General features: G+C 44.8%; 19 protein-coding genes. 5 read left to right on the top strand and 14 right to left on the bottom strand.

Features of this window, described 5'->3' with window-relative positions; genetic code table 11:
- Positions 1-100: 100 nt before the first annotated feature.
- The 5 genes from AC59IL_RS05370 to AC59IL_RS05350 all read right to left on the bottom strand — a co-directional run bounded on the left by AC59IL_RS05370 (position 101) and on the right by AC59IL_RS05350 (position 8829).
- Complete coding sequence (locus AC59IL_RS05370; protein WP_496551066.1) at positions 101-1027, bottom strand: dihydrodipicolinate synthase family protein; 927 nt, start codon at positions 1025-1027, stop codon at positions 101-103.
- A 127-nt stretch (positions 1028-1154) separates the two neighbouring features.
- On the bottom strand, positions 1155-2312 hold the full coding sequence (locus tag AC59IL_RS05365) for a sialidase family protein (RefSeq protein WP_496551065.1): 1158 nt from the start codon (positions 2310-2312) through the stop codon (positions 1155-1157).
- A 174-nt stretch (positions 2313-2486) separates the two neighbouring features.
- A complete protein-coding gene (locus AC59IL_RS05360; RefSeq protein WP_496551064.1) occupies positions 2487-3644 on the bottom strand; it encodes a sialidase family protein in 1158 nt (385 codons plus the stop codon).
- A 146-nt stretch (positions 3645-3790) separates the two neighbouring features.
- Positions 3791-5227, bottom strand: a complete 1437-nt coding sequence (locus AC59IL_RS05355) for a RagB/SusD family nutrient uptake outer membrane protein (protein ID WP_496551063.1) — start codon at positions 5225-5227, stop codon at positions 3791-3793.
- Positions 5228-5487: 260 nt separating this feature from the next.
- The gene (locus AC59IL_RS05350) at positions 5488-8829 is read right to left on the bottom strand and encodes a SusC/RagA family TonB-linked outer membrane protein (protein ID WP_496551062.1); all 3342 of its coding nucleotides are present in this window, start codon (positions 8827-8829) and stop codon (positions 5488-5490) included.
- A 377-nt stretch (positions 8830-9206) separates the two neighbouring features.
- On the opposite strand from AC59IL_RS05350, the gene AC59IL_RS05345 reads away from it, so the two are divergent.
- The 3 genes from AC59IL_RS05345 (at position 9207) to AC59IL_RS05335 (ending at position 11284) form a co-directional block, all read left to right on the top strand.
- Positions 9207-9902: a FadR/GntR family transcriptional regulator gene (locus AC59IL_RS05345; protein ID WP_496551061.1), complete on the top strand. Its 696-nt coding sequence runs from the start codon at positions 9207-9209 to the stop codon at positions 9900-9902.
- 246 nt (positions 9903-10148) lie between these two features.
- Positions 10149-10706, top strand: a complete 558-nt coding sequence (locus tag AC59IL_RS05340; protein ID WP_496551060.1) for a hypothetical protein — start codon at positions 10149-10151, stop codon at positions 10704-10706.
- A gap of 80 nt (positions 10707-10786) precedes the next feature.
- A complete protein-coding gene (locus AC59IL_RS05335; protein WP_496551059.1) occupies positions 10787-11284 on the top strand; it encodes a response regulator transcription factor in 498 nt (165 codons plus the stop codon).
- 74 nt (positions 11285-11358) lie between these two features.
- Here the strand turns inward: AC59IL_RS05335 and AC59IL_RS05330 are convergent, their stop codons facing one another.
- The 9 genes from AC59IL_RS05330 to AC59IL_RS05290 form a co-directional block, all read right to left on the bottom strand.
- A complete protein-coding gene (locus tag AC59IL_RS05330; RefSeq protein WP_496551058.1) occupies positions 11359-12039 on the bottom strand; it encodes an SRPBCC family protein in 681 nt (226 codons plus the stop codon).
- Between the two features lie 229 nt (positions 12040-12268).
- Positions 12269-13183 (bottom strand): bifunctional molybdenum cofactor biosynthesis protein MoaC/MoaB, encoded by a 915-nt coding sequence (gene moaCB / locus AC59IL_RS05325; RefSeq protein WP_496551057.1) that lies wholly within the window; start codon positions 13181-13183, stop codon positions 12269-12271.
- Positions 13184-13325: 142 nt separating this feature from the next.
- Positions 13326-13772, bottom strand: coding sequence for a molybdenum cofactor biosynthesis protein MoaE (locus AC59IL_RS05320; protein WP_496551056.1), 447 nt, complete (start codon positions 13770-13772; stop codon positions 13326-13328).
- A 137-nt stretch (positions 13773-13909) separates the two neighbouring features.
- Positions 13910-14143, bottom strand: coding sequence for a MoaD/ThiS family protein (locus tag AC59IL_RS05315; protein ID WP_496551055.1), 234 nt, complete (start codon positions 14141-14143; stop codon positions 13910-13912).
- A 188-nt stretch (positions 14144-14331) separates the two neighbouring features.
- The gene (locus AC59IL_RS05310; RefSeq protein ID WP_496551054.1) at positions 14332-15168 is read right to left on the bottom strand and encodes a sulfite exporter TauE/SafE family protein; all 837 of its coding nucleotides are present in this window, start codon (positions 15166-15168) and stop codon (positions 14332-14334) included.
- A gap of 104 nt (positions 15169-15272) precedes the next feature.
- On the bottom strand, positions 15273-16457 hold the full coding sequence (locus AC59IL_RS05305; protein ID WP_496551053.1) for a molybdopterin molybdotransferase MoeA: 1185 nt from the start codon (positions 16455-16457) through the stop codon (positions 15273-15275).
- Between the two features lie 10 nt (positions 16458-16467).
- Positions 16468-17448: a GTP 3',8-cyclase MoaA gene (gene moaA, locus AC59IL_RS05300; protein ID WP_496551052.1), complete on the bottom strand. Its 981-nt coding sequence runs from the start codon at positions 17446-17448 to the stop codon at positions 16468-16470.
- Between the two features lie 242 nt (positions 17449-17690).
- Entirely contained in the window at positions 17691-18284 is a 594-nt protein-coding gene (locus tag AC59IL_RS05295) for a nucleotidyltransferase family protein (protein WP_496551051.1), read from the bottom strand.
- Positions 18281-19447 carry an XdhC family protein gene (locus tag AC59IL_RS05290; protein WP_496551050.1) on the bottom strand — a complete coding sequence of 389 codons (1167 nt, stop codon included), beginning with the start codon at positions 19445-19447 and terminating at the stop codon, positions 18281-18283. Before AC59IL_RS05290 ends, AC59IL_RS05295 begins: the two co-directional genes overlap by 4 nt.
- Before the next feature lie 251 nt (positions 19448-19698).
- Between AC59IL_RS05290 and AC59IL_RS05285 the strand changes: the two genes are divergently transcribed.
- On the top strand, positions 19699-20181 hold the full coding sequence (locus AC59IL_RS05285; RefSeq protein WP_496551049.1) for a (2Fe-2S)-binding protein: 483 nt from the start codon (positions 19699-19701) through the stop codon (positions 20179-20181).
- A gap of 18 nt (positions 20182-20199) precedes the next feature.
- Entirely contained in the window at positions 20200-22362 is a 2163-nt protein-coding gene (locus AC59IL_RS05280) for a xanthine dehydrogenase family protein molybdopterin-binding subunit (protein WP_496551048.1), read from the top strand.
- The last annotated feature ends 10 nt before the right edge of the window (positions 22363-22372 follow it).

Below are 22372 nucleotides of genomic sequence, written 5' to 3'. Positions count from 1 at the left end.
TGCACCTTTATTAATATCGAATGTCGAATATTAAATGTAGAATGTTGAAGTTGTTTCTACTTCAACATTTGTCATTGGACATTTAATATTCAATATTTCTTTAGTTCGGCCTGCAAATCCAGTCAAAGAAACCAATATTTTTTAATTCGGTTTCGAGCAAGTTATACTCGTGGTCTTTAAACGGATTCAACGGTAAGCGTACGTTGCCGCAATCGGTGCCAATCAGTTTCATCATGGCTTTTTGGGCACGCAACCCGCCGTATTTTACAATGATGCGCACCATTTCGACCGATATGAACTGCAACTGTTGCGCTTCGTTCAGGTTGCCTTTTTGAAAGGCTTCTATCATGGCATAATATAAAGGAGCCACAAAATTGTAAGTGCTGCCGATAAATCCTTTGGCGCCGGTGGCCAGTGCGCTCAGCAACATTTCATCGGTACCATACAGTATATCGAATTTATTATTGCTGAAGTTCAGGCATGCCTGGTAATCGTGTATCAGTGGAGCGGTGTATTTGATACCGGCAAATGTGGGGATCACCTCCCCTGCCCTTTCGAGCAGTTTAACCATATCAAGACTAATACCGGTTAACACAGGGATATTGTAATAATATAACGGCAAAGATGGCGCGCCTTTTGAAATTTCGAGCAGGCACGATACCAGCAAATCAATTGAATCTACCTTAAAATAAGTTGATGGCGTGGCTGAAATGTAATCGGCCCCTATCTGTTGCGCATGTTCTGCCAGCAAGCGGGCTTCGGTTATGCTGTTGTGGCCTACATGCACAAATACCTTTAATTGTTTATTGGCGGCTTTTACAAAAGCCGCTGCCAGTTGTTTTCTTTCTTCAGTGGTTAAAGAAGGTCCTTCGCCCGTGCTGCCACAAACGAACATACCTTTTACTTTGTTATTAATAAGCAGGTTCACCACATCGGGTACTTTATCGAAATTAATCGATCCATCGGCATGCATAGGAGTAAAGGGCGCAGCTACCAGTCCTGTAATTTGATTCATCGTTGTAGACATTATATCGAAAATTGTTTTTTGATTTAAGTTTCTGCAAAGGCGTGAAAGCTTTTAAATATCGAATATTGAATATTAAATGTAGAATTTCGAAGTAGAAACAACTTCATCATTGGTCATTGAACATTCGTTATTCGATATTTCTTATTTTTTGAAACACAATCGTCTCATACGGATTTTTTACTCCCGCTTCGTACAGACAGGCAATTATTCCGTTCGATATCGCCATACACGAATACGCCGAAGGCCCTGCATAAAGGGTACGGATTACAGGCCAGGTTTTGCCTTCGTCGTAGCTTGCCCTGATGGTCATGTTATGCCGCATTCCCGAACTGGCAGGGTTTAGGAACAGCATGCAACCCTTCTTCATTTTACCGGGCCAGGAATATCTTATGATGCTTGCCTGACAAACCGGTTCAACCAGTGCAGGCACATCAAACGGGGCCGTCCACGTAATACCGCCATCGTAACTGATAGCATGGGTACGGCAATACCTTTTAAAGTACGAGCGCATATTCATGAGCAAGGTGCCATTGCCATCGGCTACTTCAATCACCTGGCATTCGTTTACTTTGGGCGTAATGGCGCCTCCCAGTTTCCACGAATCGCCATGATCATCACTATAAATAATATGCGAACCCATGCCGGATTGCCCATCGGCAGGAATGGCAGTTGAATCATCGAAACTATAATCGCACGGGATTACCATGCGGCCTTTATGCGGACCGTTTTTTATTTGTATGCCTATACCCGGGCCAGTTGCATACCATCCCCAGCCGGGCTTTTTGGTGGTGGCGGTAATGTCAACAGGTGCACTCCAGGTAATGCCATCATCACTGCTTTTACAAACCCATGCTGTGCGGGTTGACCGGCTTAACTTTTTTACAATAGCGCCTTCTTTATCATCACCCAAATTGTGGGTCATCAATAACCAGATGGCGCCGGTTGCTTCATCGATCACAGGGCATGGATTGCCGCAGGTATTGGTGCTATCGTCCCATATTACCTGCTGCGCGCTCCAGGTGCGTCCGCCATCGGTTGAACGTTTCAATAACAGGTCAATATCTCCTGCATCGGCCGCACTGTTCTTTCTTCCTTCACAAAAAGCCAGCAAGGTTCCTTTTTGTGTGGTAATGATTGCAGGAATGCGATGGCTTTTGTATCCATCGTTACCAGATACAAACAGCGAAAGGGTATCGGGCTTTATAGCTGTTTGTGAATGCGCGAAAAATGAAAAGCACATTCCCATAACCAAACCAATAATGCAACAACCTTTTTTTATCATCATACTATCAATCTATAATTATTGTTCTTTGAACATTGTTAAGTGCTCGCTAAGGTGAAGGCGCTATAAATATCGAATGTTGAATATTAAATGTAGAATGTCGAAATAGAAACAACTTCAACATTTATCATTATTCGATTTTCTTTTGCTTTGCGCCCTGGCGCCTTTGCGAGAGCCTTATCTAAACTTATTCAACGCCACACTCTTAAACGCAATGCCTTCGTACGGTTTTGATTTACCGGCTTCGTATAAAATTCCGATGCGGTCGTTGGGTAACAGTACCAGATCGCTATACGCCGCAGGACCTTCGTATACTTTAAAGGTTTTGGTCCAGCGGGTGCCATTGTCGCTGCTCATTCTGATGGTTATGTTATCGCGCGTACTGCTGAAACAGTTCGAAATAAATAACTGGTGCGCCCCGCTGTATTCACCATTTAGTAAGCTGCCCTGACAAACAGGATCGAGCAGATTATAATCTTCCCGAACTTTATCCCAGGTAACGCCGCCGTCGTTACTTATGGATACCATTCTAAAGCCGGTGCTGCTGCGCATGTTCAGCATCAATCGTCCGTCGTTTAATTCGGCCACTGTGCATTCGTTGGTTTTGTCGGTAGCAGCAATACCACCTAATTTCCAGTTGACGCCTTTGTCGTCGGAATAAATTACATGCGACGATCCTTTTTTGGTGCTTATTTCAATGTAATCGCAGGGTATTACTATCCGGCCGGCATATTGTCCTTTTCGTACCTGCAGGCCATGACAGGGGCCTGTTGCATACCAGCCCCATCCGGGCTTTTTCACGGCGTCGGTTATTTGTACAGGTGTTTTCCAGGTAAGGCCATCATCTTCTGATGTGGTTACAAATACGCGGCGGGTATCTTTACCGGTACCACTGTTGATGTCGCCAATATCATCAGGTCCGTAGTTCCAGGTCATCAATAAAATAATAGTGCCGGTTTGTTCTTCTACAATGGGCACGGGGTTGCCGCAGGTATTCTTTGCATCGTTCCAGATGGTGATGGTGGTATCCCAGGTTGCGCCATTGTCGTACGATCGCTTTACTACCATGTTTATGTCGCCATTGTCGCCGCAGCTTGTTTTGCGTGCTTCGGCAAATGCCAGCAGGGTGCCCTTTTTGGTTTTTACAAGCGCCGGAATGCGAAAACAGTTATAACCCTCGGTGCCGGTTTTATATACGTATGTAAGATTAGAATCGGCCGTTGAACCAGTGGTATCAACAAACCGTTGTTTTCCGTTATCGCTTTTGCCACAGCGATTAAAAGAGATCAGGCTTAACCCCCCAAATAATACCAGCAGTATCTTAAAAAATTTCATCTTTATATATGGTTTGATGGTTAAATGGTTTAATGGTTATCGTTGAGTATTTTATTTACCTCACTGTTACGTAGGGTTATCAGGTTTAGTCCGGGTGTTTACGTTATCGGGTAGCCCAACAATCAAACAATCGAACTATCAAACAATCAATACCCCTCCGTTTGTTTAATCTGTCCGTTATTGGCAATTACATTCGCTGCCAGTGGCCAGAACAGCGGAGTAGTTTTATTCAGGAGGTTCGGTACATAGCTGTATACATCTATGGTACCTCCCTTATGAAACCGCACCAGATCGTACCAGCGTTTATTTTCAAAGAACAATTCGCGGCCTCTTTCATCCAGAATTTCTTTTTCAACCGACAACTTATCGGTAGCGCCTGCATAATTTCCAATACCTGCGCGCACCCGCGTTTTGTTCAGGTATTCTATTGCTTTTGTGGTGTTGTCGATGCCTGCATAAGCTTCTGCTTCCATCAGGTATAAATCGCCGAGGCGGTATAGAATAACATCGTTATCCGAAACGCGGTCATCGGCATATTTTGTTCCGGGCAGTTTGGTGATCCATGAAATTTTAAGTGTTGTCCCCTGGCGCTCGGTAACCCAGGTAAAGGGTATGCGTTTATCATTGGTAGCAAACAATGCTTTCGATTTGGCACTGATCTGGTAAGCACCTTGTCCGTAAGTGGTGGTATTGCACCACGGTAAACTGTCTAAATTGGCAGCGCCTTTTACGCCCGATAAATAGGGTAATGCATTCAATCCGTAATTGGAACCGCTTTCATCGCGCAGGTAAAAAGCGGCCAGCAGTATTTCAGTACTAGTGCGTGTGGTAGTTACTTCTTTAAAATCAGCTCTTAGCGTTAAGCCGGCTTTTTCTACTTCGGCGAGTGCGGTGATGGCGTCGTTGAAATCTGTGAGTCCGCCGCCCAATACTTTTGCGCTCCACAACTTTGCATCGGCCTTTAATGCCTGGGCTGCATAATACGAAAAACGGTATTTGCTCGTAATGGTTTTTGAAGGGAACAGACTGATTGCCTTATCCAGATCTGTTATAATTTGTTTCATTACATCAGCAGTTGATGAACGCGGTAACTGTGGCGTTTCATCGCCATACACTGCCTGCAACATAATGGCAGCATCGCCTATAACACGGGTTAAGTGAAAATAAGTATAGGCGCGCAGGCAATAGGTTTCGGCCATAATGCGCTTTTTGGCATCCTCGCTGGCAAAAGAAAAGTCTGCAATTTTTTCGAGTAGCAAATTGCAATGACCAATGGCCCTGTACCAGGTGCTGTAATCTACCGTACCCACGGTGGCACTCAAATTGTGCGACCATGCATTGGAAAACCTCGAGTTCAATGCCGACACAAGCTCTTCGCTTCGTTCGGTACCATAGGTGATATTATTGCACAGTGTTCGCATATACGTATAGATGCCGGTAACGTAGGGATCAAAATCGCCTTCGTTCTGAAAATATACTTCGTCTACGATCTGCGATTGCGGCGTTACGTCGAGTAGCTTTTCGCAACCGGCGCCTGTTACCAGCAAACTGATTATTATGAGTAACTGAAATATCCTTTTCATATATAATAAATTCAATCGTTAGGAATTTTTGTTTCTGGTTTGCGCCCGCCCGGATGACCCGGTCGGACGGGGTTTATTGTTTGTGGTTACGTTGATATTTTATTCTGTTAATTGTATTTGCTTTCTTAAATTTTAAAATCAGGAGTGTCTATTAAATAATAATGCATTTTGCTACCTAAAGAACTATAAACCACAAACCTCAAACTATAAACTATCGCTTCGACTACGCTCAGGATCTACGCTTCACTCTTCGACTCCGCTCAGAGTCGGGCAGTAGCTCCCAGCGAAAACTGGCGCGGACGAGGATAGCCAATGGCATCAAAGCCGCTGTATGTTTCGGGGTTTACGCCTTTGTAGCGGGTGATGTAACCTATATTATAAATGCTGCCAAATACATTCAACCCCGTAATGTGCGCTTTGCGCACGATTGTTTTCGGTAATTCATAACCGAGGTAAATTTCCCGGAAGGCCAGAAAATCGCCTTTTTCGAACATCGTCGATACATCTACTCCATAGGAGTTATTGGTACCTACTGAAGTTACCTGCCTGATGTAATTGCGCTGGCCAAAATCGTAATCGGCAAATGAAAAGCGTGCATACTTTTTACCTTCATCGCCCGATTGCTTCCAGATATCGTTACCCAGTGCTTCGGCCGGAGCACCTTCGTTAAAAGCCCTGCCCTGTCCTAACGAACGGGCCAATGCGCCATTACTGATTACATGGCCCAACGCATAGTCAACGGCCAGTCGTAACGTGATGCTTTTATAAGTAAATGTGTTTTGCATGCCGCCGATTTTATCTGGCGCGCGGTAGCCCATGAACACCATGTCTTTGGTGTCGATCACGTTATCGCCATTTATATCGGCCCATTTGTAATCACCGGCATGTTTGCCTACGGCCTGTCCGGCAGGCGACGCCATCAAATCGGTTTTACCCCAGGCGGCGGCTTCGGCATCGGTAGCAAAAACGCCTTCTACCTTAAAGGCCCATAAGCCATAAGGGCGTTCGCCTTCGGCGAAGCCGCCTACTTCAATATCACTTTTTGACGAAGCATCGTACACTACGCCTCCGCCCTGGCGGTTCTTGGCCCGGCCATTCGATGGCAACATTGTCACCAGCGTACGGTTAAATGCAAACGAAAAATTGGTTTTCCATGTAAATTCTTTTATGTTCAATACCGTGGCGCCCAGTTCTATTTCAATCCCTTTATTTTGAATGGTACCATTATTATAAGTTATGGAAGGAAAAGGCCCTTCGAGCGGCAATGGTTTTGAATCTAACCTGTTTTTGGTAAGCTTGTTGTAGAACTCTACCGTAAGGGTGATCCTGTTTTGCAGAAATGCAGCATCAAATGCGGCATCGGTGGTTTCGGTAGATTCCCATACCAGATTTCGGTTCGATAAATTACCCCGCAATACGCCGGGCGATTGTGCATAGATGGTAGACACATAATTTCCGTAGGTATCGCTTAGATCGAGGTCGCGTGAGCCCGCCTGTCCCCAACTTGCCCGCAGCTTCAGGGCATTCATCCATTGTACATGCCAGAATTTTTCGTTGTGAACATTCCAGCCTGCCGAAAAAGAGGGGAACAATGCATATTTGTTAGAGGGGGCGAAATTCGAAAAACCATCGTACCGGATGGCGCCGCTTACCAAAAAGCGGCTATCGAAATCGTAGTTCAGCTGTCCGAAGTAGCTGGCCGATTTTGTTTCCAGCAAACCGGTACTAAAATCAGTTACGTTGGTAACTGTTGCACCGTTTACGGTAGTGAGGGCCGGTTCATCGATCGTAAACTGGTAATCATTGGTAGCCCGTTGCGAGCCGATATTAATTACACTTCTTGTTTCGCGGGTGTAATTAAAACCGGCCAGTAAAGAAATGTTATGCTGGTTGTTCAGCGAATAATCGTACTGCAATACCTGATCAACCATCAGCTGGCGCAGATTATTGGTATTCTCATTTTTCTGGCGGGTGGTACTCAACTGAATCGAACCGGGATAGGCTTTGCGAAAGTACATGTACCGGTAATCGTCCATCACATAAGAAACCGAAGGACGAAAATGCAATCCTTTAATAATGGTAAGATCGCCTGCGAGGCGCGATACAATGCGTTCGGTGCTTACCCGGGTATCGTCGTATTTTAAAGTATGAAAACGGTTGCGGGTGGTGGTTACTTCACCAAAGGTTGGCAAGCCGTCATCTTTAAAAATGCGAATCAGCGGCGTAACGCGTGTTGCGCGTACGAGGTCGTTGGTGTACGATTCAACATAATTGGGCAACACATTCTGGTAATTCACCATGGCCTCGAGCTTAAAATTATCGGTTACCTTGAAACCGAAATTGCCCAGCGCGTTGTAACGTTTGTAATTGGTGCCCACAAAAATGCCTTCCTGATTAATATAGCCGAGCGATACATTGTAATTGGCCCGGTCGCCCCCGCCGGTTACACTGGCGTTGTAGTTATTGGTAATGCCGGTGTTCCACAACATATCCTGGTAATGATTATCGGCAAAAAGCAGTTTGGTGCCGGGGTTAATGGGATCGTCGATCACCTCCCAGCCGTTGGCCAGCAGGTTATCTACATAAGCCTGCCCTTCAACAGCCACTACGTTATCGTATAATGCAGTAAGATTTATTGAATTGCCATACTGACCTTTGGTAGTGAACGTGGTGGTGCCGGCCGAAAAACCGCCCTTGTTCAACAGGTTGTTTTTATCGAGCGGGTCGGTGGTATTTTGAACTGTGGTTCGGGCCAGCGTGAGGTAATCCCTTGCGCTTAAATAATTGTAATCGCGCATCTGGGTTTCCCAGTTCCTGCGGTAGTTAAAGGTTACCACCGGTTTTGCGTTAAATTTTCCGGCTTTCGTTTTTATAACAATTACGCCATTGGCGCCACGGGCGCCGTAAATAGCGGTTGAGGCAGCGTCTTTCATTACCTGGAAAGATTCAATATCGTCGGTATTGATATCGTTGATAGATCGAAATACACCATCGATCACCACCAGGGGCCCTGATGCATCAACACTACTATTGGCACGGCCACCGCTGGTACCCAGGCCGGTTCCGTAGGTGTTCAGCTTTGTTCCGCCACGAATCAGAATATTATTAGCGCCCGAGCCGGGTTGCCCGTTTACAATGGGAACCGAAACACCGGCAATTTTTCCCTGAATGGCCACAACGGGGTTGGGGTTGGGTGTATTCAGCAATTCTTCAGGAGCGAGTTTTGAAATAGCAGCCGATGTTTTGTTGCGGGTCGATTGGGTGTACCCCACTACCACCACATCGGCGAGCGAAATACTCTGTGCATCCAGCTGCACCTGTAATATGGTTTGGCCGCCGATGGCCACCTCTTTCGACTGTGCTCCCACATAAGTGAACACTAAAGTGTCGGCGGTGAGGCTGTTTACCTGTAATTGGAACTGTCCTTTGAAATTAGTTACGGTTGCATTTGAAGTTCCTTTCAAAACGACGGTTACATTTTGCAACTTTTCGGAACTATTGTTAGTTACTGTGCCAGTAACAATGGGTTTGGTTTGCCCAAAGGTTATAGCAGACAGTAGTAGCCAACAACCCATGATGGGGAAGCAGATTGATTTTTTCATAAATGGCTTGACGTTAGTTTTGCAATACGTAGTTATGTACTACATAATACAAATATAGAACTATACATATTTAACCCAAATATTTTTGTCTGAAATTTTGTCAATGATAACTTTGATAATTACAGACCGCACCAAGGATTTGCACCTGCCGACTTTTTGAACTATTCCCGGTGGCCGCGTATCCATCTCTAAAACAACAACTTACAAAAGTACAGCCAGAAAAAGACAACAACACCTGAGTTCGTGACAACAACACCTGAGTAGTGCCATTATGCTACTTAACACATATTTTTATGTGGTTATGAGCATATGTTGCACATACAATATTGTTTATTAAGTATTACATATTCCGCTAATTATTTTTTATTTTTGATTGTATGAGCATTGAAAAAGACCTATTTAAACTAAAACCCATCGCCTACACGACCATGGCCGACCAGGTGGAAACACATTTAAGGGAGTACATTATCAAAACGGCGATCAAACCAGGGGACCCGATTCCCAAAGAAACCGAAATTGCCCAGGCTTTAGGTGTAAGCCGCAATGTGGTTCGCGAAGCATTAAGCCGGTTACGCATGCTGGGAATGATTGAATCGCGCAAAAAACGCGGTATGATTTTAACCCAGCCTGATGTAATGAAAGGACTTGAATGCATTATTCACCCAACTATCCTCGACGAAGGAGTACGCAAGCAATTATTTGAGCTGCGCCTGGTGTTGGAGGTAGGTTTGGGAGATCTGCTCTTTCGCCGTAAAACTGATGATGGCCTTAAAAAACTGGATGCTATTGTTGAACGCGAACAGAAAGCCACCACACAAATTGAACGTATCCGCTGCGAAGTTGATTTTCATTCTACCTTGTATGAAATGGCCGGCAATGACACACTAAAACGTTTTCAGGATATCCTGATGCCGGTTTTTGAATATGTTGTGGAATATGAATCGAAATTAGACCATACCTCGGCCGGCTCAGTAACGCATGCCGATCTGGTTAAAATTTTATACAGCAATGACGTTGATGCCTTCCCCAATGCTATGCGCAAACACCTGATGCCGCATCTGGATCATTTGTAAGCCGGGCTTATTACTGCATGAGATTATAGATAATTGACTAAAACAACTTTTATATAGGTGTGCCTCACTAAATGTGAAGCACACCTTTTTTTTGCCTCACCCTCAAAGGGCTCCCTTCCCCTGAAGGGGAAGGGCGGAGGGATGGGGCGTTAAGTCCATGTTAAACGCCCCCACGGCGAATAAGCGAAGCAATTTTATATCGTCTCATGGTAGCAACTACATTATATCATTAATAAATACAGTATTATGAAAAACGTGATTATTATCGGCAGTATGCTGTTATTTACCGGTACAACCGCTTTTTCTCAATCCGAAGTAGCTTTATCACTTCCAAACGAAATTATATTACATAAAACCGCAAAGAGTGCAAAGGCAGTTTCATCGCCCTCATATTCAACCGAACAACAATTTTTAAGCGACTTTCCCGGTGCTACCGAAGTTACCTGGAGCCGCGACAGAATTGAACAGGCCAGTTTTTTATTCAATGGAAAAAGGATGAACGCTTTTTATGATTACAGCAGCGCGCTGATTGGTACAACTACCGATGCATCTTACGACAAACTGCCGGAAGTTGCCAGGAAGTTTATTGAAAAACATTATGAAAATTACACGCCCAAACAGGTTATTGAATTTGATGACAACGAATATAACGACAGCGACATGGAGCTATACGGAAATCCTTTTGAAGATGCCGACAATTATTTTGTTGAACTTTCAAACAATAATAAAACTCTCGTGTTGCAAATAAGTAAGGATGGGTTTGTGACGTTCTTTGAGGATTTAACCCATCGCAATGTTAAATAACATTAAATATTACCCGTTTTCGGATTAATTTTCGTAGACCTGTAATATTAAAATAACCGAATCATCGTTATATATTTTTTATGGAACCTGTGACTATATTACTGGCAGAAGATAACCTTGTTTTGGGCCTTTTTGTTAAAAGCTTTTTGCAAAAAGCCGGTTACCGTGTTTGGTTTTGCATGGATACTGCCGAAGCATGGCAATATTATTCCGACAAAAAACCTGATCTTGTTTTGCTTGATGATAACCAGCCAACGAAAAATTTTAAACTGGTGCAAAAGATTCGTGGGATAAATAAAATTGTACCGATCATGTATTTGTCGGGCAAAACGTTTGAGGAAGAATTATTCGATAATACATGTACTGTGGAATCGTCTTCGCAACAGGGAGCAACACAGGTGCTGAATGAAAAGAAATTGTTGAAACATGTGCACGAAATAGTGCCGGTTGCAGCACCTGATAATACTACTCCGGCATTTAATGAAAAAGATATGAGATTGTGCAGCGCCGAAGATATTCTGATTCTTACCACCTTCTTTGAAGATTCGCTACATCTGCGGCAATATGTAGTTAACTAACTAATATTATTGAAAGCGGTGCCACGGTTTTGAACCGTGGCACCGCTTTCCTGCAATAATTTTTTTACTGTTGCTTAGTACCGGGCCGATATAGCTGCGCCGGAGCCTTCAACAAATTCCTTAAATCCGCGAATATCATCTTCAACCATTCTTTTAAATACGGGAGTAAATATACGCGCCAGTTGTTCACCGGCTTTACCCAATGGTGCATGATAAGTGAGAATTACATCTACCGTAGTGCCCAGGTTTCCCAACGAATCGCGAAATCCTACCTTGCCTGCATTTTTGATATCAGATCCTGATAAACTTTGCCATGCGATCATTTCACCGGGACGTTCCTTTACAATTTCAGCCTTCCACTCCAATGTACCAACGCTACCCGGCAAATCCATTACCCAGTTTGAATATTTTTCGTCGATTTCCTGCACACTACGCAGATGTTTTATGAATAAAGGAAGATTGGAAAGATTTCTCCAGCTTGAATAAACCTGTTCGCGTGGTTGATTAACAACCATCGAAACACGGATATTCAGGTTTCGGCCTGTCGTTACTTTTTCAATAGAATGGTAAACTTCGTTAAATGATCGCCTGCCGGCAATACCCTTATAGGCAAGATAACATCCCACAACAGTTTTCATAAAACGCCTTGATGAATTTCTGTTGAATGCACTGCCAATTAACAGCAATCCTCCTGTTACCGAGGCGAACCGTTGCAATGAGGCGGCGCTCATTAATTTATCTCTGTTGCTGTGCATAAAAATAAATTTTAAAAGATGGATAGTATAAATGGATAGCATTAAGTATCAAAATACTATACCAGTGCCGCTGTGCACTGCTCATGATGGAGGGGAGTAAATTGTGGCAATATTTCTACACTATTTAACGCGAAGTCGGAGGTCAGAAGTCTGATGCCTGAAGAACCCGAAATCTGATAACACTTAACAGGACCAAACCACAGGTTCTTCAGACTTCAGACTTCAGACTTCAGCTATCGTGCCGCATGCCTTCCGCCACTCTGAAAATATGAATGATGTAGGGAAACAATGCGTCCATGGTTTCTTCGGTGCCTTTTGTAGAGCCGGGTAAAGTAAGTATAAGGGTATTTTTTATAAATCCTGCTACCCCGCGCGACAACATAGCGTAGGGCGTGCGTTGTTGTCCGTACTGACGGGCAGCTTCCATGATACCGGGAATGTATCTGTCGAATAAAGGTGTTATGGCTTCGGGGGTTACATCGCGGGGCGAAAGACCGGTACCGCCGGTAAACAGCACCAGGTTATAGCCTTCGCTGCTTAGCTGCTGTGCTTTGGCCTGGATGATTTTAAACTCATCGGGAATGATTTCATAAATTTCTGCACTCAGGTTGTATTGCTTCAGCTTTTGTATGATGGCTTTACCGGCCCTGTCTTCTTTATCACCGGCCGAAATACTGTCGGAGCAAACGATTACGGCGCAACGCAAATTTTTGGTGAGCGAATCTTTAAAATCTGTTTTGCCGCCTTTTTTATTTAGCAGCTTAATGGTGGCAATTTCAATTTCTTTATCGATCGGCTTCAGCATATCGTACATAGTTAATGCTGTAACCGATGCGCCGTGCATGGCCTCTACTTCAACACCCGTTTTATAAATCGTATGCACTTCAACGGTGATAATAATATTCAACCCATCGACGGCATGGGTAATGGCGGCAAACTCCACCGGTAAGGGGTGGCAATCGGGAATTACATCGCTTGTTTTTTTAATAGCAAGCAAACCAGCAGCGCGTGAAAACTCAAACACATCTCCTTTCGGCACTTTTCTTTGCTGAATGGCATCGATAGTTTCCTGTTTCGATACTTTTACAATAGCAGTAGCAACCGCCTGGCGTAAACTGGTTATTTTATGCGTAATGTTGATCATCGTGGTCAATGGTGAATGGTGAATCGTGAAACGGCAAACGTGAAACGTGAAACGGCAAAACGATCACTGCCTTGTTAACTTGTCAACTTCTCAACCTGTTAACTTTTTAACTTGTCAACTTGTTATCCTGTGAACTTCCCAACTACTTATTCTCCTTCCATTGGTAAGATTCATCTTCAAAAATCTCTTTTCCCCAGATGGGCAACTCAGCCTTTAATCTTTCCACGGTTTCGGTACAGGCATCAATGGCTGCTTTGCGATGTTCGGATGAGGTAAACACAAACAAACAAATGTCACCGGCGGCAATGGTACCCAAACTGTGGTGCACATGCATGCAGATGAGGGGATATTTTTTAAAAATATCTTCGCGTATAAGGTGCATTTTTTCCAGGGCCATTTCTTCGTAGGCGGTGTATTCAATAGCCTTTACTTTGCTGCCATTGATCACATCGGCCCTTACCTGCCCCAAAAAAATGCTGTGCCCGCCGATATTCGTTTTGGTATTGTGCTTCTGAATGCTGTCGGCAATAAAGGCAGCTTCAATAGCTCCCTGTTTGAATATATTTTTCGGTTTGCGTTCTGTAAGCATGATTACGAGTGTAATTAAGTTAAGATTTAGTTTCTCGCAAAGGCGCTCCCGCCACAGCGGGATAAAGTCGATCGCTTCGCGATCTGTAAGAAGCTAAGAAAAAGCTTAGCGCTTTTGCGCCTTTGCGCGATACATTCTTATCCTCCCGCAAATGGCGGCAGCAACGCCACGGTGTTATTACCGGTTAATGCGGTGTTGGTGTTTACGATCTGTTTGTCAACAGCAATGATATAGGGCGCATTTACGAGGGCCGGATATCGATCCTGCAAACGTTGAATCAGCTGGCTGGTATCGGCAACATCATCTACCGTAACCGCACCATGACCAAAAATATCTGTAAGCTGTCCAAACACAATCACCTGTACCGGCATAAAACTGATTTAATGGTTCACAGGCCTGAAGGGCCCGGGATTTTATTTTTAATTATACGGCATGAAGCCGGGATAATTAATCGCTCATTTTTCTCCGGCCTGAAGGCCAGAGCTATAATCAAATTTACCCCAGCCTGAAGGCCGGGGCTATGCAAAATTACTTAACTAATTCTATAATCGCTACACCCCTATCCTGCTATGGATGGAGCCCCGGGGTAACCACACTTATCAGGAAAAATTATAAGCGAAGTGGAAGGATTGGCCGCTTTGTTGTTCAATTTGGGCTTTTCTGCGGTAAATATCAATTTCAAGGAAGCTACCAGTAAGGCGGTGGCCAGGATATTTTTTAGAATAACCTGTTTGAAACGCAGTGCTCCGAAATACGCTCCTGCGAGTCCGCCGGTGAAGGCAACGGCCACATAAGCAAACATATCTGCACTAATCTGAATGCCCTGGGTAAGCTGTCCGAATAAACCGGCAATCGAGTTCACAAAAATAAACAGGGCGCTGATAGCAGCAGTTTGCTTTTGATCGGTCCACTTAAGCATCAGCAAAATGGGCGATAAAATAATACCTCCGCCAATACTGATCAAACCCGATAAAAAGCCAATGGCACCGCCGATCAGTAACGACAAGGCCCAATTGGATTTTTTAAATTCGGTAACATCTGTTTTGCTGAAAAACCAAAAACGAATAACAGGTATCAGCAATAATAAACCGAGTATTTTTTTATAGATCATTCCGTCGATAGACATTACCCCGCCAACAAACGACATCGGTATTGAGGCAAGGGCAAACGGCAGAAATATCTTCCATTTAAAATGTTTGCCGCGATAGAACTGGATGAATGAAGTAAGCGACACAAACAGGTTCAACACCAAAGCTGTTGGCCTCATAACCGCCATCGATACATTGAACAAAGCCATCAGGGCCAGGTAACCGCTTGCGCCGCCGTGGCCTACCGAAGCATATAAAAAGGCTACGAGAAAAAGTAAAACGTAGAAGATTATTTCCATTGCGCTCATAGATATAAATATAGTCGGAAAGTCGGAAAAGACCGAAAGACGGAAAGATGCATACCTAACAATCATTTTTTTTCGGACTTCCGGACTTTCCGACTTTCGGTCTTTTATACAGGTAATAAATGTACTTCCACCATATCCCCTTCGGTAAACTCCATTTTTTCTTCGGGTAAACACAACAGACAATTGGCCATGGCAAATGAACGCAACCGGTACGATTCCTGCGCATCGAGCGGTGCAACGGTTTGTCCGTTATAATACGCCTTTAAGAAAAATGTAAGCGGCGCGGTTTTCGTATAGGCTTTACCTAAAGGAACATGTATTGTTGGCAATATATTTTTTTGCTGCGTCAGTTGTTCAATGGCCGGTATTACATATTCGTAAAAACAGGTAAGCACCGAAGAAGGATTACCGGGTAATCCAAATACCAGCTTGTTTTCTTTTCTACCAACAAAAATAGGCTTACCGGGCCGTTGTTTTATTTTATGAAACAACTTCGTAACACCACAGGCGGCGGCGGCTTCGGGAACAAAATCATAATTACCTACACTTACACCTCCTGTCAACAGCACCACATCACTATCGTCTAATGCATTGTTCAATACATTTTTTAGCGTTTGCGGGTCGTCTTTGGCAGTAAAAACAGGCACATCTTCTATTTGCAGTTGTTGCAGCGCTGCCCGCAACTGGTATGAATTGCATTCGTACACCTGGCCATATTGCAATGCATGGCCTGGTTGCTGCAATTCGTTTCCGGTTACAATGATACTCATCACCGGAACAGGATATACCAGTACTTCTGCTACGCCGGTAGTGGCCAGAAAGCCTATTGCCGCAGGGGTTAAACGCTGTCCTTTGGCCAGCACCAGTTCACCGGCTTTTATTTCAGATCCTTTGAGCCGTACATTAATACCTTCCCTGAGCTGGTCGTCGAGAATATGCAGGGTGTTGCCTTCTACCTGCACCTTTTCCTGCATCACCACGGTATCGGCCCCTTCGGGTACGGCAGCGCCGGTAAAAATGCGCGTGGCATTACCAGGCTGCAATAAAAATAATTCTGCGGAGCCGGCAGGCACTTCGCCGTGTATCTGCAAAGTTTTATGCAATTGCCATCCTGCAAACGACAATGCATAACCGTCCATAGCCGATTGGGCAAATGCCGGTATATCGGCGGCTGCATACACATCGGCAGCAAGCACTTTTCCTACTGCATCCTGCAGTGGTATTATAACAGGCGATAAAGCATGGGTATTTGTGCGAATAATATTTTTAGCTTCTGCTACAGCAATCATGTTGGTGGTATTAGCCTCCGATAGTAATCATACTACGGTTTTGAATGGCCGTTGCTTCAATATGTTCAAAATCGGCGCTGAATTGTCCGCCCAATTCTTTGGCCTTTGCATGTACGCTGGCACGAATTAAAGGAATAACATCTTCTCCTTTGCGAAGGGCTGAAAGAAGATCGGTTTCATCTTTGGAGAAAAGGCAATTTTTCATTTTTCCATCTGCGGTTAAACGCATCCGGTTGCAGGTACCACAAAAGGGCGCACTCATGGTACTGATCACTGCAAAGGTTCCGGCATGACCGGGCACCATATATTTTTTAGCCGTATCGTTCAATTCATCTTTCAGTCTGATAAACGAATATTTCGATTCAATGATTTCCAGCATCTGCTGCCAGGTAAGCACTTTATTGCTCGTCCACCGGTTGCCCTGAAACGGCATGAACTCAATAAACCGAACATGCACCGGCGTATCTTTCGTCCATTCAACAAAATCAACGATCTCGTTTTCGTTAAATCCTTTCATCACCACCACATTAACTTTGGCGCGAATATTATTATCTAGCAACAGGTGAATGTTGTCGTACACCCGTTTAAACTGGTCGCGGCGGGTTACGAGTTGAAATTTATCGGCCTGCAATGTATCAAGACTCACATTCAGCGATTGAATATCGGCCTGTTTTAATACCGGTAAAAATTCATGAAGGCGGGATCCATTGGTGGTGAACGTTAAAGTAACCGGTAGTTTTGATAAGGCAAGAATGATATCAGCCGCATCTTTTCGAACCAGCGGTTCTCCGCCGGTAAGGCGTATTTTTTTTACACCGAGGCTAACGAATGTTTTTGCCAGCGCTTCAATTTCATGCGCCTGCATCAGTTGTGAGGCAGCAGCAAATTCATACTCCTCTTCCGGCATACAATAAAAGCACCGGAAATTGCAATTATCTGTAAGTGAAATCCGTAAATAATCGTGAACCCTGTTAAACTGATCTATTATCATTTGCCGCATCGATTAGCTGTAAAATTAACTTAAAAAAACCGAAGTCGGAGGTCAGAGGTCGGAAGTCGGAAAACTGAAGTCAGAAGTCGGAGGTCGGAAGAACCCGATTTGCCTGGCCCTTGACTATTTCTGCCCTCTTCAATTTCTATCTTCGGACATCTGACTTCGGACATCTGACTTCGGACATCTGACTTCGGGCTTCTGACTTCGGACATCTGACTTCGTTGCAGACTTCATTCCTGCTATTTCATACTTCGTTTTAATTCCTCGTATTCCCCGGTGGTATCTATATCAATATTTCCCTGCAGAAAAGGAATGGTGGCCACCTGACCGGGATTTTGTTGCATGATCTTTTTTGCACCTGTGTCGCCCTGTAAATCAAGCAATTGCACAAATATTCGCTTATCAAATAAGGCGGGTATGCCAATGGTATTTTCATAAGCACTGGCTACAATGGCTTTACCGGTTTTTTGATGTTCGCTGATTAACTCCCTTAATAAACCGGCAGACACATACGGCTGATCGCACACCATAAAAATAACAAATTCTGGAACCGGGTCCTCTTCGTTTAATAAAGCATACAAACCACAACGAATGGAAGATGCAATGCCTTCCTGCCAGGATGGATTCTGTACGATTTGTGCAGCGGCAGGATCTAATTCAGCACTCAATTGTTCTGCATTTGAGCCCAGTACAACTAACGGTTTTATAATTTCCCCGGCTGTTTCCACTGCACGCTTCAGTAAAGTTTTACCCTGCCATTGTAATAGCTGCTTAGGTTGCCCCAGGCGGGTTGATGCGCCTGCGGCTAATATTATTATGCCGGATCTGTTCATTTGAGTGTTGTGAGGGGCACTTCTTCAATCTCCTTCTGTACCCGCGGATGAATCGTATCGGTGCTGTTGCGTAATGATTGCCCCTGGCGGCCGGCAATCACTGCTTTAATTTCGGCAATGATCGATAAAGCGATTTCCTCGGCATTTTCGGCGCCGATGTTCAGGCCAACGGGCCCGTATATACCGGCCAGTTGTTCTTCGGTTGGCTGAATGCCTTCGGCTTTCAATTCATCGAGCATGCGAACGAGTTTCTTTCGCGGGCCCAGCATGCCAATATAGGTATTGCGCCGGGTGATCAGTTGCCTGAATATTTTCAAATCGTAATTATAATTATGCGTCATCAGCACAAAAACAGTTTGTGCATCGATGGTAACCTGATCAATAACGGTATCAGATTTTGCCACCAGCACCCGGCTTGCAGTGGGGAAACGGGCAGCGGTAGCATATTGCGGGCGTCCGTCGGCCACTGTTACCTGCCATCCCATAATATCAGCCATTTGCGCCACCGGAATAGCATCATTACCTGCCCCTATAATAATCAGCGACACTGCCGGTTTGATCAGTTCTAAAAAGGCGGTGTATTGTTTTCCTTCCGAAACATATGTTTTGGTAGAAGAAACCTGATTTATAAAAGCGGTTTTGGCATCGGCTACCAGCGCTTTTTGCAATGCTTCGTTCGATGTATTGGTGGCAACGGTTGAATTCTGCAATTGCAATAAACAGGTACCGGGCTGCACTTCCCTGCGGTCCTGTAACGAAAAAAGTATTCCCAGCACAGCATTCTGCCGTTGTGCACTGATAGCTTTTAATAACTGAACGGGATTTTCGTGTTGTTCGGGAAGAATCGGTTCTATTACAATATGAATGATGCCTTCGCAACCAAGTCCTACCCCCAATTTGGCATCATCTTCATCGGTGGTATCGTAAGTAACCAGCATCGGTTGTTTACGAACCATCACCAGCAAGGCTTTTCGTAAAGCATCGCCTTCAAGACAGCCGCCGCTGATGGCGCCGGTTAATTGTCCGTCCTGCGTAATGAGCATACGGGCCCCGGGCTGGCGATAAGATGATCCCTCAACATGTACCACCGTTGCCAGTGCTGTTTGCTTTCCCTGTTGCTGCGCCTCATCAAAGGCCTGTATAATGGCTTCTACCTCTTTCATATGAAATCAATTTTGGGAATTTCGGGATTTCGTGATTTCGGGATTTAAATCTCAAAATCTCTAAATCGCAAAATCAGAAATTCAGGGCTTATTTAAAATTACAACTGTTACGACAAAAAGTTGTAAAAATTCGACCAATGGTGTTTGGCAAAATTACATTACCGTTGATATAATTAATTTTTATAGCGCCGTTTCATTGTATTAACTTGACAATGATTATTTGATGGTTTAAAATTTAAATCCTTCATTTTATGGCTTCATATAAACTCAGCATCAATGGCGCCAGCTATGCCGTGGAAGCCGATCCCAAAATGCCGTTGCTGTGGGTACTTCGCGATTTGTTGAATTTAACAGGAACAAAATACGGATGCGGAATGTCGCAGTGCGGGGCCTGCACGGTACATCTTAACGGTTATGCCATACGATCGTGCACCATGCCTGTTTCGGCAGTGGGTAATAAAAAAATAACAACCATCGAAGGAGTTTCTACCGATAACACACATGCAGTACAACAAGCCTGGATTGCCGAACAGGTGCCGCAATGCGGCTATTGCCAAAGCGGACAAATCATGTCGGCGGTAGCTTTGCTGAAACAAAATCCAAATCCAACCGATCGCGATATTGATCTGGCCATGCAGGGCAATATTTGTCGCTGTGGTACTTACCCCCGCATTCGCAAAGCCATTCACCGGGCTGCCGAACTGATAAAACAACCACAGCCAAAAAGTTTTTAACCGCTAATCAACCTGCATATGCAACCAACTAACTCCATCAACCGGCGTACGTTCCTGCGATTATCAGGATTAACCGGCGCCGCACTAACCATAGGTTTTTACTTTCCTGCATTGGCAGCTGAAAGCGAAGCCATCATCACCGCCGAAACAGCCGATACGCTGGGCATTGATCTAACGGCCTGGATATCGATCGATAAAACCGGTAAAGTAACTTTACTCAATCACCGCTCCGAAATGGGCCAGGGTTCTTTTCAGGCAGTACCGCAAATAATTGCCGAAGAACTGGAAGTAAACCTCGATCAGGTAAGCATTTTATTTGCACCCGGCGATCAAAAAAAATACGGCAGCCAGACAACCGGAGGAAGCTCTACCGTTCGTTCGGCCTGGAAACAATTATTACGCACCGGCGCCACCGCCCGCGAAATGCTGATAGAAGCCGCCGCCAAAAAATGGAATGTACCAAAAGAAGAATGCTTTGCACAAAACAGTCAGGTTATTCACCGCCCCACCAGCCGAAAATTCGGTTACGGCGAGCTGGTAGAAGAAGCTTCGAAGCTAACACCACCCAAACAGGTGACGCTGAAAGAAAGAAAAAATTACAGCATCATCGGCAAGCCATTGCAACGTCAGGATACGCCAGTAAAGGTAAATGGCAAAGCTGAGTTTGGTCTTGATAAAAGATTGCCCGGCATGTTGTATGCCGTAGTAGAACGCAACCCGCGCTTTTTAGGGAAAGTAAAAAGTTACGACGACAGCGCCGCTAAAACTATGCCGGGCGTTAAACATATTTTTAAAGTGCAAATGCCGGTATTTGATACGGTACGCGAAGGTGTGGCCATTGTAGCCGACAGCACCTGGGCCGCCATGCAGGCCCGAAAGGCATTGAAAGTAGAATGGGACGATACCGGCTTTGAACACCTGAGTACCACAGCCCTGTATAACCGCATGAAGGAAGATGTAAAAAAAACAGGCTTATCGCAACGAACAGGAGGCAACTTTGAAGCCGTATATGCAAAATCTGATAAGAAACTCGAAGCCGTTTATGAAACGCCTTACGAAGCCCATGCCTGCATGGAGCCGCTGAATTGCGTGGCCGATGTAAAAGAGAACAGCTGTGAAATATGGGGTCCTATACAGGGGCCCGACTGGATACAACGCGACCTGAGTGATCGTTTAAAAATGCCGGTAGAAAATATTAAAGTGCATATGACATTCTTAGGTGGCGGTTTCGGGCGCAAAGCATTTACCGACTATACCGCAGAAGCTGCCCTGATATCGAAAGAAATAAAAGCACCTGTACAGGTGGTATGGACGCGTGAAGACGATACAACACAGGGCCCTTTTCGACCCGGCGCCGTGTATGAATGCAAGGCAGCAATAAACGACGGACGCATTGCCGCCTTTCAAACAAAAATGGCATCGCAGAATATGGACCACCAGTGGCCCCATGCCGATAAAGCGCATTTTAACGGAAGCACCACCGAAGGGTTGCCGGAACCATATTTTAACGCCATTGATCATTATAGCTTTGCCGATATTCCAACCGAATCGCCCATACCTGTTATGTGGTGGCGTTCGGTATATTCTTCAACCAATGGTTTTGCCTATGAAAGTTTTATAGATGAACTGGCACATGCAGCCGAAAAAGATCCGCTCGATTTCAGGCGCCAGCATTTGTGGGATGAGCGTTACCAGGCACTGATCAGCACCATAGAAGAAAAAACAGGATGGAAATCGCGGGCCAAAAATGAAGGCTGGGGCGTGGCTATAACCGAATGTTTTAAAAGCATTGTAGGCGAAGCCGTGAAAGTTTCGCGTAAGCCCGATGGTAAAATTAAGATCGACCGCATAGTGGCGGTAATGGATTGCGGCTGGTATGTTAATCCCGATATTATAAAAGCGCAGGTCGAAGGAAGCATTGTAATGGCGCTTGGCGCTGCCGCCATACATGAAACCCATTTTGATGATGGAAAGGCGGTAGAACAAAACTTCGACAAGTACCCGATGCCGCGCATAACAGATGTACCCGAAATAGAAGTGCATATTATGGAGAATGATGAAAAGCCCGGCGGTGTTGGCGAACCGGGGTTGCCACCCTTTGCCCCTGCCCTGTGCAATGCCATATTTGATTTAACAGGCAAACGAATCAGAAAATTGCCTTTTAATATGAACGACGTGTAACCAGAGGTTG

Source organism: Niastella sp. sgz303648 (genome assembly GCF_059587045.1).
Note: the sequence above shows the minus strand (reverse complement) of the source record. Positions and strands in the feature narration are given on the sequence as shown.